This window comes from Enterobacter cloacae complex sp. 2024EL-00711 (assembly GCF_047529885.1).
GTDB lineage: Bacteria > Pseudomonadota > Gammaproteobacteria > Enterobacterales > Enterobacteriaceae > Enterobacter > Enterobacter ludwigii.
The window spans coordinates 261,263-273,911 of sequence record NZ_JBLIZC010000005.1 but is presented as its reverse complement, the minus strand read 5'-3'; the positions used below and the strand labels follow the sequence as shown (position 1 = coordinate 273,911).

The 12,649-nt window shown below is 54.7% G+C and carries 12 protein-coding genes; 8 read left to right on the top strand and 4 right to left on the bottom strand.

Annotation, left to right across the window (positions count from 1 at the left end):
• Window positions 1-20: 20 nt before the first annotated feature.
• Window positions 21-1,400: a putrescine aminotransferase gene (ygjG, locus tag ACMVME_RS16035; protein WP_414743457.1), complete on the bottom strand. Its 1,380-nt coding sequence runs from the start codon at window positions 1,398-1,400 to the stop codon at window positions 21-23.
• Between the two features lie 436 nt (window positions 1,401-1,836).
• On the opposite strand from ygjG, the gene ACMVME_RS16030 reads away from it, so the two are divergent.
• Together ACMVME_RS16030 and ACMVME_RS16025 are read left to right on the top strand one after the other, a co-directional pair.
• Entirely contained in the window at window positions 1,837-3,357 is a 1,521-nt protein-coding gene (locus ACMVME_RS16030; protein WP_068795037.1) for a PAS domain-containing methyl-accepting chemotaxis protein, read from the top strand.
• 335 nt (window positions 3,358-3,692) lie between these two features.
• The gene (locus ACMVME_RS16025; protein ID WP_068795036.1) at window positions 3,693-5,252 is read left to right on the top strand and encodes a methyl-accepting chemotaxis protein; all 1,560 of its coding nucleotides are present in this window, start codon (window positions 3,693-3,695) and stop codon (window positions 5,250-5,252) included.
• Here ACMVME_RS16025 and ACMVME_RS16020 read toward each other — a convergent pair.
• A complete protein-coding gene (locus tag ACMVME_RS16020; protein WP_068795035.1) occupies window positions 5,249-5,743 on the bottom strand; it encodes a PadR family transcriptional regulator in 495 nt (164 codons plus the stop codon). The genes ACMVME_RS16025 and ACMVME_RS16020 overlap by 4 nt on opposite strands.
• Before the next feature lie 146 nt (window positions 5,744-5,889).
• Here ACMVME_RS16020 and ACMVME_RS16015 point away from each other — a divergent pair, with 146 nt between their 5' ends.
• The gene (locus ACMVME_RS16015) at window positions 5,890-6,654 is read left to right on the top strand and encodes a siderophore-interacting protein (RefSeq protein ID WP_020883593.1); all 765 of its coding nucleotides are present in this window, start codon (window positions 5,890-5,892) and stop codon (window positions 6,652-6,654) included.
• Here the strand turns inward: ACMVME_RS16015 and ACMVME_RS16010 are convergent, their stop codons facing one another.
• Complete coding sequence (locus tag ACMVME_RS16010; RefSeq protein WP_020883594.1) at window positions 6,655-7,824, bottom strand: molecular chaperone DnaJ; 1,170 nt, start codon at window positions 7,822-7,824, stop codon at window positions 6,655-6,657.
• 271 nt (window positions 7,825-8,095) lie between these two features.
• The gene (locus ACMVME_RS16005; protein ID WP_025202968.1) at window positions 8,096-8,671 is read right to left on the bottom strand and encodes a phage repressor protein CI; all 576 of its coding nucleotides are present in this window, start codon (window positions 8,669-8,671) and stop codon (window positions 8,096-8,098) included.
• A 287-nt stretch (window positions 8,672-8,958) separates the two neighbouring features.
• Between ACMVME_RS16005 and ACMVME_RS16000 the strand changes: the two genes are divergently transcribed.
• The 5 genes from ACMVME_RS16000 to ACMVME_RS15980 all read left to right on the top strand — a co-directional run bounded on the left by ACMVME_RS16000 (window position 8,959) and on the right by ACMVME_RS15980 (window position 12,566).
• The gene (locus ACMVME_RS16000) at window positions 8,959-9,297 is read left to right on the top strand and encodes a DUF5347 domain-containing protein (protein WP_014171697.1); all 339 of its coding nucleotides are present in this window, start codon (window positions 8,959-8,961) and stop codon (window positions 9,295-9,297) included.
• 67 nt (window positions 9,298-9,364) lie between these two features.
• Window positions 9,365-9,592, top strand: a complete 228-nt coding sequence (locus ACMVME_RS15995) for a DUF2732 family protein (protein WP_040018794.1) — start codon at window positions 9,365-9,367, stop codon at window positions 9,590-9,592.
• Window positions 9,592-9,813 carry a TraR/DksA family transcriptional regulator gene (locus tag ACMVME_RS15990; RefSeq protein WP_044857473.1) on the top strand — a complete coding sequence of 74 codons (222 nt, stop codon included), beginning with the start codon at window positions 9,592-9,594 and terminating at the stop codon, window positions 9,811-9,813. The genes ACMVME_RS15995 and ACMVME_RS15990 overlap by 1 nt, the downstream gene beginning before the upstream one ends.
• 7 nt (window positions 9,814-9,820) lie before the next feature.
• Window positions 9,821-12,016, top strand: coding sequence for a replication endonuclease (locus ACMVME_RS15985; protein ID WP_068795034.1), 2,196 nt, complete (start codon window positions 9,821-9,823; stop codon window positions 12,014-12,016).
• Between the two features lie 109 nt (window positions 12,017-12,125).
• The gene (locus ACMVME_RS15980) at window positions 12,126-12,566 is read left to right on the top strand and encodes a DinI-like family protein (RefSeq protein ID WP_020883599.1); all 441 of its coding nucleotides are present in this window, start codon (window positions 12,126-12,128) and stop codon (window positions 12,564-12,566) included.
• The last annotated feature ends 83 nt before the right edge of the window (window positions 12,567-12,649 follow it).

Here is a 12,649-nt window from a genome sequence, read left to right as displayed (position 1 = left end):
GTCAGGAGGGGGAGGGGATATCACGCTTCTTCCACGCTTACCCGCAGGGCTGCCAGCGCTTTACGCGCCGCTTTCAGCACCTGCTCACACTGTTCAACCGTCAGCGTCAGCGGCGGTTCAATGCGAATGGTCTTCGAGTTGTTGAGCGTTCCGGCAACCAGGACCCGCTGGCGGAACATCTCGCTCGCGAAGCTGTAGCCGATTTCGTTGTCGACAAACTCAATGGCCATCAGCAACCCTTTACCCCGCGCATCCTGCACCAGATCCGGATATTCCCGGCCCAGCTGGCGGAAACCGTCCAGCAGCATATCGCCTTTCTGTTCCGCCTGTGCAGGCAGGTTTTGATCCAGCAGCACGTTGATGGTCGCCAGCGCGGCCGCGCAGGCCAGCGGGTTACCGCCAAACGTAGTGGTGTGCAGGAACGGGTTATCGAACAGCACCGAGAAGACCTCTTCGGTCGCCACCGTCGCGCCAATCGGCATCACGCCGCCGCCCAGCGCTTTTGCCAGACAGAGAATGTCCGGCTGGACGTTCTCATGCTCGCAGGCAAACATCTTGCCCGTACGCCCCATCCCGGTTTGGACTTCGTCGAGGATCAGCAGTGCGCCAAACTCATCGCACAACTGACGCACGGCAGGCAGATAGCCCTGCGGGGGCAGGATCACGCCGCCCTCACCCTGAATAGGCTCCAGGATCACCGCTGCCACGTCGTCGCCGGTTTTACGGCATTCGCTCAGCATGGTGCGCATAGCGCTAATGTCACCAAACGGCACGTGGCGGAAGCCCGGCAGCAGCGGCATAAACGGTTTGCGGAAGGTGTATTTGGCGGTAGCCGACAGTGCGCCCAGGGATTTTCCGTGGAACGCGCCGCTGGTGGCGATAAACGTGAATTTGCCGCGCGGCGACTGGTACGCTTTGGCGAGTTTAATCGCCGCTTCGACCGATTCCGTGCCGCTGTTGCTAAAGAAGCTGTACTTCAGTTTGCCGGGCGTTAAGGCCGCGAGCGTTTTCGCGAGCATAGCGCGAAGCGGATCGAGCAGTTCCTGGCTATGGAGAGGTTGTTTCGCAAGTTGATTCTGTACGGCGGAAACCACAACTGGATTACGGTGCCCCACGTTGAAAATTCCAAAACCACCCAGGCAATCTATAAACTCCTGTCCCTGGGTGTCGACAAGCGTATTAAGACTTCCCGCTTGCCACTCTACGGCTCCGTAATCCCCGCCGGCGGTAACAGATTTGCGATACTCCAAAAACCCTGGATTGACATGCTCTTTAAAGTAATCGATGACCTCTCGGTTAAGTTGTTTCATCTCCTCATGATCAAGCGTTCGCTTCTCAATGAGATTCAGTGCGTGCGCGGTACAGGCAAGAGCCGAGGCGCTGGAAGGTAACCTGTTCAAAATGTGCTCCCGGGGATCGCGTATCACATGATACTGGATTAAGTATTGCAGGGTTTACGCCACTTCAGATGCCTTAACGAAAATCAGGATAAACACCAGGTTAACATTGTGTTGCGCAAAATTTAATCATGCCGATATAACCGATACGGGATTTAGCGGTACGGCGGAAAAGGCCTGGGAAGGTGCGATTTAGAGGCCATTGCACTTATAGGGTGCAGACGCTGCGACTTAAGTGGGCGTTAACGCGTCATACTCTGCAGGTAATTTCTCTACGAAAGTATTTGAAATCAATGAATTATAAAATCTCACAAAAAGTGCGGTTTAAGTGAAATCTGCGATCTCTATCAACTTTAACAACTAAAGATAAATTCTTTACCGCCGAAAAAACATTAATCCACAAAATTAACATTCAAATAACCTGCAAGGGATGCTCACGATGTCCGCTCCAACCTTTGTCACCCAGAATGAATATCCTCTGGACGATGACACCACCTTAATGTCGACCACCGATATCCACAGTTACCTGACCCACGCCAACGACACCTTTGTGCAGGTGAGTGGCTATCAGCTTGATGAGCTGATAGGCCAGCCGCACAATCTGGTGCGCCACCCCGATATGCCAAAAGCGGCGTTTGCCGATATGTGGTACACCCTGCAAAAGGGCGAGCCGTGGAGCGGCATTGTCAAAAACCGACGTAAAAATGGCGACCACTACTGGGTGCGCGCCAATGCGGTGCCGATGGTGCGTCACGGGCAGGTGACGGGCTATATGTCGATTCGTACCAAAGCCACGGCAGAAGAGATTGCTGGCGTGGAGCCGCTCTATCGGGCTCTGAATGACGGGCGCTGCAAGAAACGTATACATAAAGGACTGGTGGTAAGGAAAGGCTGGCTGGGGAAACTTCCGGCTATGCCGCTGCGCTGGCGTGTGCGCAGCGTGATGGCGGGGCTGTTTGCGGTGCTGGCTGCCACGCTGGTGGCCACCTCAGCGGGTGCATACTCGCTGGCTGCCGCCGCGGTAGTCATGTTGCTGGGCACGCTGCTGTTCGAGCAGCAGATTGTTCGTCCGATCGAAAACGTGGCGCGTCAGGCGCTGAAAGTCGCCACCGGCGAGCGCAACAGCGTGCAGCACCTGAACCGCAGCGACGAGCTGGGGTTGACCCTGCGTGCGGTAGGGCAACTGGGGCTGATGTGCCGCTGGTTGATTAACGATGTTTCAAGCCAGGTGGTGAGCGTGCGTGATGGCAGCGACAGGCTGGCAAAGGGGAATGAAGATCTGAACGATCGGACGCGTCAGACCGTGGCCAATGTGCAGCAGACCGTGGCGACAATGAACCAGATGGCCGCCTCCGTGCAGAGTAATTCAGAAACCGCCGCCGAAGTGGACAAGCTGTCAGTGGCCGCCAGCAGCGCGGCGACCAAAGGCGGAAACGCGATGCAGACGGTGGTGAAAACCATGGATGACATCGCGGATAGCACGCAGCGGATTGGCTCGATTACCTCCCTTATTAACGACATCGCGTTTCAGACCAATATTCTGGCGCTGAATGCGGCGGTGGAGGCGGCAAGAGCCGGTGAGCAGGGGAAAGGCTTTGCGGTTGTCGCCGGCGAAGTGCGCCATCTCGCCAGCCGTAGCGCCAGTGCAGCCAACGATATTCGCAAGCTGATTGATGCCAGCGCCAGCAAGGTGCAGTCCGGCTCTGATCAGGTTCATGCCGCCGGCCGTACAATGGATGATATCGTCGAGCAGGTGAAAAACGTGACGCAGCTTATCGCGCAGATCAGCCACTCGACCTCTGAACAGGCTACCGGCTTGTCAGAGCTCACCCGTGCGGTGGCCGAGCTGGACAGCATCACGCAGAAAAATGCCGATCTGGTTGAGGAAAGTGCCCACATATCCGCAATGGTGAAGCATCGCGCCGGGCGTCTTAAGGATGCGGTAACCGTGCTCCATTGAGCCAGTAAGGTTCCAGAAAGCCGTTTATTTCATCAGGAATAAGCGGCTTTATTTTTTCTGAATGTAATTATTAATGTCTTTTGTTGTTAACTTTATATTAAATAACTAAAGAAAGCACATCAGATATTTACCCCAGCCTAAGTCCGTTTTCCCCGATGCTATTTTGAAAATGCCTCATCAGAGGGTGGTGTAACGATCGATTTACGGATATTAATAGCCTACACCTATCCATTGTTGTGGTTATGAAATAAAAAAACGATCAAAGTCATAAAGTTAGCGGTTTCGTTACCGATAACGGTGATCGTCTGAGAAATAATCACATCGATGGAGAAAATATGTTCTTACATGACGTAAAGATCGGCACGAAATTATTTCTGGCGTTTGGATTCTTTATTGTCCTGATGGTGGTCAGTGCGAGTTTATCCTTGCTAAGCCTGAACCGGGCGAACAACGGAATGCAATCCATCATTACCCGTGATTATCCGACCACGGTAAAAGCGAACCAGTTAATCGACAACTTCCAGGAATTTATTGGCACTCAGCAGCTGATGTTACTGGATGAACAGGGAACGTATACAGCGCAGTCACAGCAGCGTCTTAAAGCGATCAGCGAACAGATTACGGTGATCCTCGGCGAGCTGAATACTGCGCTGCAGGATCCTGAATCACAGCGGGTTCTTGCTGAGATACGCGGCGTGCGTCAGCAGTATCTGGACTCGCGTTATCGCATTTTGCAGGCGGTGCAGAATAACGATAGGGCGGGCGCTATTCAGGAGATGATGACCAACACCCTGAAGCTACAGCAGGCCTATAAAGCCAACGTGCAGGCGTTGATCGCGATTCAGAACCAGGAAATGCAAAGCGCAGGAGTGCAGGTCGAGGGCGATTTCAAATCGAATCGCCTGCTGCTGATCCTGATCACGCTCTTTAGCGTCGCGACCGGCAGCCTGATTGGCTGGTTTATCGTGCGCTCAATCACGCGTCCGCTGGGCCAGGCGGTGGATTTTGCAAAAGCCATTGCTGAAGGCGATCTGACCGGCAGCATCACGCCGCACGGTAAAGACGAAACCGGCCTGCTGCTGCATGCGCTGATGGAGATGAAAACGCGTCTGCTGGGCATTGTGCAGCAGGTCCAGACCGGTTCGGAGAATATCTCGAGTGCCGCCGCGCAGATTGTCGCGGGGAACCAGGATCTTGCCGCGCGCACCGAAGAGCAGGCCAGCTCTGTTGAACAGACCGCCGCCTCGATGGAGCAGATCACGGCGACGGTAAAAAACACCGCCTCACACACCGGAGAAGCAACTCACCTCTCGGCGGACGCTGCCATGGTGGTCAAAAACAACGGCGAGATGATGAAGCAGGTCACCAGCAAAATGCGCCTGATTAACGATACTTCTAACCGGATGTCCGACATCATCGACCTGATCGATGCCATCGCTTTCCAGACCAACATTCTGGCGCTGAACGCGGCGGTGGAAGCGGCACGTGCGGGCGAGCACGGTCGTGGTTTTGCGGTGGTGGCGGGCGAAGTGCGTCAGCTTGCGCAGAAGAGTGCGTCATCTGCCAGTGAAATTCGTCAGCTGATCGAAAGTTCTACCAGCCAGACGCAGGACGGGATGAACCTGGTCGAGAAAGCGAGCGAGTTGATTAACGGTATGGTCGGCAACGTGGAAGAGATGGACGTCATTCTGCGTGAGATCCGCCAGGCCAGCCATGAGCAGACGGAAGGGATCTCGCAGATTAACAGCGCGATTGGCCTGATTGATGCCACCACGCAGCAGAACTCCGCCCTGGTGGAGGAGTCTGTCGCGGCAGCAGCGTCCCTGAACGAACAGGCGATGCACCTGAAAGACCTTGTCCGCGTCTTCCGCGTGAGCGATCGCGTACTGGCTTAATCCAGCTGGGAGATCTCCAGCGCTGCGCGGTCGATCACGCCGATGATCTGCTTAAGCTGCGCATCGCTGAGTTCGCCCTGGTTCACCTTCAGGTCTAACACCGCTTTGAAGTTATCCAGAGCCCGCTTCATTTGCGGGGTTTTTCTCAGCTGGAAGCCGACGGAGCGCGCTTTAATACGCGCCTGAATTTGCGCCAGCTGCTCCTGATTTTCATCCAGCCACTGCTGACCGGCCACGGTAATCGCAATTCTCTTGCGGCCATTCTCTTCTTCGGTGATGGTGATATAGGTCTGATCCTGAAGGTAATCGAGGGTTGGGTAGATAACGCCAGGGCTTGGGGTGTAGTTCCTCTGCGTCATGTTCTCGATCGCCTTGATCAACTCGTAGCCATGGCTCGCGTTGCGGGTCAGGATATCCAGTATCACCAGACGCAGATCGCCGTGACCAAAAAAGCGTGGTCGGCGTCCGCCGCCGTCGTGTTCGTTTCGCATACTCATCCCTTCAAATTGATATATCTAAACTATATCTTAGATATATTCAGATGCAATCTAAAAGATCTTGCATTCTTTCTGATTAGCAATCATTATCATTTAAAATTAATTTAGATATATCGTATTCACCTGAGAAGGGTCTCACCATGACATCCACCCGTTACCCACAACGTGTTCGTAATGATCTCCGTTTTCGCAAGCTGGACGTGCTTCGCGTTGAGCGTGTCAGCGCAGGTTTCCAGCGCATTGTTTTAGGCGGCGAGGCGCTGGAGGGCTTTAGCTCTCGCGGTTTCGACGACCACACAAAAGTGTTTTTCCCGGCCCCGGGGGCGACCTTTGTACCACCGGTTGTTACCGATGAAGGTATCGACTGGGGCGACGGTGTGCGTCCGCAGGCGCGAGACTATACACCCCTGTACGATGCCGAACGGCATGAGCTGGTGCTCGATTTCTTCATACACGATGGCGGCGTTGCAAGTCACTGGGCGACAGAGGCAAAAGTGGGTGACACGCTCACGATTGGTGGCCCGCGCGGTTCGCTGGTTGTGCCGGAAGATTATGCCTGGCAACTGTACGTGTGCGATGAATCCGGCATGCCCGCGCTGCGTCGTCGCCTGGAAAGCATCGCAACACTGCCGGTTCGCCCGGACATTCATGCGGTGGTGACGGTCCGAGATGCGTCGTATCAGGACTATCTGGCCCATCTGACCGCGTTCAACATCACCTGGGTTGTCGGCCACAGCGAACAGGCGGTGGCCGAGCGTCTGGCGGCGTTGACGGTGCCTGCGGAAGATTATTTTATCTGGCTGACCGGGGAAGGGAAGGTGGTGAAAAACCTGAGCCGTCAGTTTGAAACCGACGCAATCGACCAGCAGCTGGTGCGTGCCAGTGCATACTGGCACGCTAAATAATCAGGCTGCGGACTCCAGCTGCGCTTCGCTCACCTGATGTTCGAGCGAGGCGCGAACGTCGTGCAGCGCCTTCTCCTGCTGGGCAAAGTAGGCTTCCATATTGCTTAGCGACGAGACCAGCAGCCAGGACTCCTCTTTCTCCAGCTCCGCCAGCTCGTTCACTAACGTGTCAATCTGCTCGCGAACCTGCGCCATTTTTTTGCGGATACGTTCCAGATCGTTCAGCCTGTCGCTGGCCATCAGCGGCTCAAAGCCCTGCTGCAGACGTGCCACCAGCGAACGAATGGCTTTAACGTCACCACGCTGTTTGGCCTGGTTGAGTTGCACCATCATCGCGTTGGCTTCTTCTTTCAGATCGTCAGCGACCAGGTCCGGATGGCAGAGCTTGCTCGCCTGACGCCAGAGACGCTTCAGTTCGTTCTGATCTTCCTCGGAGAGGTTCTTACCTTTACGCAGACGCATTTCGGCATCGTGATGCTGCTCGCGGTATTTCTCGTACTCTTCATTGGCCTCGTCGCGCGCCTGACGTGCAGGCTCTTCTTCGCGCGTTAAGCCACTCTCCAGTTCCAGCGCTTCGGCCAGCAGGTTAGCAATCAGATTGCTTTGCTGCTGCAGTTGCTTACGCGCCTCGGCGGCCTGTACGGAATCCGCAGGCAGATCGCGCCAGCGCTGGGTCAGTATCGCCAGCACTTCCACCGCCTGCGCCATATAGCGCTGGCAGCGACGGTAGTCTTCCTCACGTCGACGCGCCTCCGCCTGCTGACGTCGCAGGTTCAGCTCCGCCAGCGTTTTACGCAGGGCGAGGATCTGCTGCATCAGAGGTCCGAGGCGTGAGAAATAGAGATCGTTGAATTCATCGAGCTGTTGCACGCGGGCATTGCGACGGTCAATCAAATCCCTGAGGCGCTCTTCCAGCGCTTTCAGCTCCATCTTGCTGGCCGCCACCTGCGGGTCACGCCATTGCGTCATGGCGCGCTGGCCCTGTAGCCAGGCAGCGATCGCCGCCATGGCAACGGTATAGTTTTTCTGCTCAAGCGCCGCGACGATTGCCTGTAGCTCATCGTCAAACGCTTCATTTTTCAGCCGTGTCAGCTGGCTCTGGATGATGTCGTCGTCTTCCAGCTCAATCGCATTTTTTATGATTTCTAGCCGTTTGATCGGTGTGCTCATGATGCCTTTCGCTTTGGCGCTTAAGTATTTGAGTTAAGGTTAATTGTTGTAAACGCTACAGGAAATAATACACACGGATGATGATCGGCGCGATGGGGGATTTCTTTAGTTTTTAGGGTTTGTGAAGAAGAGTGGCACGAACAGGAAGCCGAAAGGCTGGCGGGGGAGCGTTGGCCCCGGTTCTTGTTCTGCCAGTCCTGAAGGAATACCTAAGGCTGAATGCCCTGCATAGCGAAATCGAATGATGCCATACGTACCATACGACCCGCCATCAGTTCACCTCGCTGTAGATGCCCACCACACGGCCCAGTGTTTTTATCTCATCGATACCGCATTCAAAGGGGACTTTGCCGCCCGCGACGTGGAGTTTTTTCCCCGGCAGCAGGGTTAAATCACGAAGACTGATAGTGCCTTCAATCTCAACCAGCCATAGCCCGTCGGTTAATGACGCCCCTTTTTCAACAAAGTGGAGCTTTGCCTCAGACCGGACTGCGATACCGCGAGTGAGCGGTTTGCTAAAGAGATGTGAATCGATACTCAAAGTGGAATTTTCTTCCAGCTGACCATCACTGAGAGTGAATGTAACAACAGCAACGGGATCGCCAGGTGCAGGGTTACCTTCAAACTGAGCACCTTGTCCGGTCATCAACCAGCGCAGGCTGGCCCCTGTGTCCAGTGCACATTGTACCGCGAAGTCGTAGGAGATGGTGCCGCGCGCGTAGCGGTTCTGAAGGGAACTGGCGGCAATATTGAAGTGCCGGGCCAGCTGGATTTTTTGGGTAAAACCATATACCTGACAGATTCTATCGAGTAACTCTTCATTATTCACTTGAGAATCTAAAATCAAAATATATTCCTTTGGGTATTTACTAATGCTCAATTGGGTATTAGTATCAATGCGAATTCGGGCAATCAGCGGCAGACGTTGGCAAACAGAGGCTAATGATTGCAGACATTATCAAAATGGGAATCATGCAACATGGCTTCTGAAATCGCAATCATCAAAGTGCCAGCCCTGTCGTTAGGCTGGCGCAGTTCGCTGCGCTGGAAAGCGGCGTAACGCGTAGGCCAATCCCGTTTTCAACCCGTTACGGGTGAGTAATTCACACAGTGTGAATCAACGCGAGGGACGTTATGGCAATAGAAGCGACACGTGCAACGGTCCCACTCAAGGTGGGGGCACGTCTTTCCGGGCTTAATCACGTGGCCGAACTGCGTGCCAGGTACTGGGGCGATAACGAGAAAGCGCTGGCGCGGTTTTTGGCCGAGATGCGTGATAAGCGCGATCCCTGTTTTGAAGAGAATAACAGGGCGCTGGCCGCCATCTTTTTCCTGGCTAAATTACCCGCCGCCCGTCACGAATGCGGTATCAATGAGCTGACGACTGAGGAGAAAAGAGCGCTTATCGGAGCCATGAATCATTTCCGTGCAGTCGTGAGTTTATTTCCTGAACGGCTGACCATGCCGCTTTAATCCACCCCAAAACGTAATGGCGTAAACCCGCCGGGCATTTTATTGCCTGAATTAAGGAGAATGAGTGATGCGAAATAGCGAAAACCGCACTTTTCTGAACGGGCGCGAGGAACTCCAGCACCTGCTGGTGCAGGCGAAGATGGAGGAGCGCAGGGCACTCGCACTCGCCGTCTCCCTGCGGCTGGAGGCTTTAGCCAGTCACATCTATAAGACCGGAATGTGTGGCGAAGACGCAGCGGAACTGCTGTGTCACGAGGCTGCCCGTTACGAACGCGAATCCCAGGAGCTGCACTGATGGCCGATTTTATCGATCTGGCGCAGGAGCGTGAGCTTGAAGATCGCGAACGTCATATTAATAGCGCCCGCCAGCGATGCGCATCGCCCTCGCGTTTTACCTGCGAGGAGTGCGACATCCCCATCCCTGAGGCGCGGCGAAAGGCGTTACCTGGAGTGGCCTTATGCGTCACCTGCCAGGAGATAACGGAGCTGAAAAACAAACATTTCCGGAGAGGATAAGTTGGTGATGTCATTTGCTTATCCGTGGAATGAACCCCGATCGGCTATTGCCAGCCCCTACCTGACTCACCCCCAATTACAGCGTCGCGACCGTCTGTTCGCGGCGCTGCAGCAAGCCAGAAAAGCGCTCGCTCTGCAGCCTGACTGCGTGCGTTTTGGCGTCTGGCGCACGGTTGATGCTCTTGAACTCCATCAGGGCAGCCTGCGAGCCAATGCCTTTTTGATTCGGTTCTGCAACAGGGTATTACCACGTCTGCAGCAGGTCTCGGCACGGTATGCCTGTTCAGGTGTTGACCGTAACGTCTCCACCGCCGTTTTTGGTGGGCACTTCGACACGCCGCTTTCGCAATATCTTGCATCGCGGATGGTTACGCTGATTGCCCGCTTCAACCGTCTCCCGGATATGTCCCGCGCCGATATTGATTTGCTGGCCGCTGACATCGCTGGCTTTATTCGTTCCGAGCTGGCGAATATCAATGACGCTGGCCTCGGCGAATTTCAAACCCTTCATGTCTGGTATCAGCGCGCTGGATTAATCACCCGCCAGTTCAATGTACTGCCTCCTCACTGGGAGCGCGTGTCGAAGATACTCTTTAACAAAGAGGACATTGCGCCAGCGGTGATCCGCATGTTTTCCGAAGACTGGTGGCGTGGACGACTGCGTCGCATGGCGGCCGCCTGGCGTGAGCATGTGCAGATTGCACTCGGAAACGTCAGCAAAAAGAAGTCTGCCTATGCGAGTAAACGCTGCATCACTGACTGGCGTGAACAGAAGCGGCGCACGCGTGAATTTCTTAAAGGTCTGGAACTGGAGGATGAAGAGGGCAACCGTATAAGCCTGATTGCCAGGCACGATGGCTCGGTGGCCAATCCCGCGATACGTCGCTGCGAACTGATGACCCGCATTCGCGGGTTTGAAAATATCTGCCATGAGCTTGGCTATGTGGGCGAGTTCTATACCTTAACCGCGCCGTCGAAATATCACGCCACCCTGAACACCGGCTATCGTAACGGTAAATGGAACGGGGCGAGCCCTGCGGATACACAAAGCTACCTGACAAAACTGTGGGCGCGGATCCGGGCAAAACTCCACCGGCAGGCGATTCGTCTGTTTGGCATCCGCGTTGCTGAACCCCACCATGACGGTACGCCTCACTGGCACATGCTGATGTTCATGCTGCCCGAAAACGTTGAGCGCGTTCGCCGCATTATGGAGGAATACACACAGGAGGAAGACGCTTTTGAACTGCAAAGCGATAACGCCAGAAAAGCTCGCTTTCACGCTGAAGCTATAGACCCGCAAAAGGGCAGTGCCACCGGTTATATCGCTAAATACATCTCCAAGAATATCGACGGCTATGCCCTTGATGGCGAGACAGATCACGAAAGCGGCGAGTTGCTTAAAGTGACTGCATCTGCTGTTTCGGCCTGGGCGGCGCGCTGGCATATCCGTCAGTTTCAGTTTATCGGCGGTGCACCGGTGACCGTCTACCGTGAGCTGCGCCGTTTGACTGATACGCAGGCCGCACACGGTCTGAGCGTAGAATTTGCGGCAGCGCATGACGCCGCGGACGCCGGAGACTGGGCAGGATACGTCAATGCACAGGGAGGACCGTTTGTTCGTCGGGATGCGTATCAGGTGCGCACGCTGTATGAGCCCCGTGCCGAATACAATCAGTACGGCGAAGAACGAGTCTGTATTCGCGGCGTTTACGACACCGCACTCGGCCCGGGCTCGCCGATTTTGACCCGGCTCGCGCAGTGGAAAATTGTGCCGAAGCGTGCCGTTGATTTGGCCGTTGACCTTAACGGCACCGCTGCGCGTTCTTGGAGTTCTGTCAATAACTGTACGGTGCGCGACGTCTCTCAACCCCTCAGCCGGCGTGCGAGACGCGCGTTAGCCGCACGCATAACCCTCCCCAGACCGGTTGCAAAGACTCCCTTTGTCTATGACAAGGATCCGCAGAACGGAGTGGCAGAGAGAGTGATTGATGAGATACGGCTCGCCACCGGAATAACGATCAGCCGGGGGGAAGCCCTGCATCTTATGGCGGGGGGCATTAGCCGTTTTAACGACAAATGGTGCCGGGGATCTGCAGACGGATCGCTATTTCCTGCGGCACCGTCTTATCAGCAAAAGGCCCGGAAAATCCTTGAACGTATAAGGTATTTAACGCATCTGATAAGCAAAGGGATTCGCTAATCTTCATCGATATCATGTACATACCTCGCATGGTTCTGATTTTTTGCTTCACTCTTTTTATGAATACATGCTACTGTATGTTTATACAGTATCTCGTGGTGGAGGTTGTGTGGACAGAGAGTTGAACGAGCAAGTCATGATTGAACGCGTCGAGATGATTGCGCGGCTGACGACAGAAGGAACGTGTCAGGAAAGAGATCGTGAAATTGCCCTGAATTTGATCGCTGAGATTGCGAGAGGAAATTTAATCAGGAACAACGCGTTTACCGTGGTTTTCTCGGCATCACCCGTTCCGGACAGAATCAAAAAAGAGGCCAGCGTGCGGGTGAACATTACCCTGGATAAGGATCAGCTTATTGGTCCGTCCGTCGTGGAGGCGTTTCAGGATGAATTAACCCGCAGGATAAGATCCGTGTTTCCGTCAACGCTGGTTACCGTCAAAAAAGGATCCATGACCGGCGTGGAGTTGCAGGGGATTGAAAGAGAGGCCGATCGCGAAGCGCTGGACAATATCCTCCGGGAAGTCTGGGAAGACGAGAGCTGGCGCTAGGTCCTCTGCCATCTCGCGGGCAGTCTGTTGTGTCCGCGATTGTCCATCCTGCAGCGATAGCAAAAAGGGCGCCAGCGCTGGAA

Coding starts and splice junctions, on each gene's coding strand:
- ACMVME_RS16020 (WP_068795035.1), bottom strand. CDS start 5,743: ATGCGAAACGAACACGACGGCGGCGGACGCCGACCACGCTTTTTTGGT.
- ACMVME_RS15990 (WP_044857473.1), top strand. CDS start 9,592: ATGGCCGATTTTATCGATCTGGCGCAGGAGCGTGAGCTTGAAGATCGC.
- ACMVME_RS16030 (WP_068795037.1), top strand. CDS start 1,837: ATGTCCGCTCCAACCTTTGTCACCCAGAATGAATATCCTCTGGACGAT.
- ACMVME_RS15985 (WP_068795034.1), top strand. CDS start 9,821: ATGTCATTTGCTTATCCGTGGAATGAACCCCGATCGGCTATTGCCAGC.
- ACMVME_RS16000 (WP_014171697.1), top strand. CDS start 8,959: ATGGCAATAGAAGCGACACGTGCAACGGTCCCACTCAAGGTGGGGGCA.
- ACMVME_RS16010 (WP_020883594.1), bottom strand. CDS start 7,824: ATGAGCACACCGATCAAACGGCTAGAAATCATAAAAAATGCGATTGAG.
- ACMVME_RS16015 (WP_020883593.1), top strand. CDS start 5,890: ATGACATCCACCCGTTACCCACAACGTGTTCGTAATGATCTCCGTTTT.
- ACMVME_RS16025 (WP_068795036.1), top strand. CDS start 3,693: ATGTTCTTACATGACGTAAAGATCGGCACGAAATTATTTCTGGCGTTT.
- ACMVME_RS15995 (WP_040018794.1), top strand. CDS start 9,365: ATGCGAAATAGCGAAAACCGCACTTTTCTGAACGGGCGCGAGGAACTC.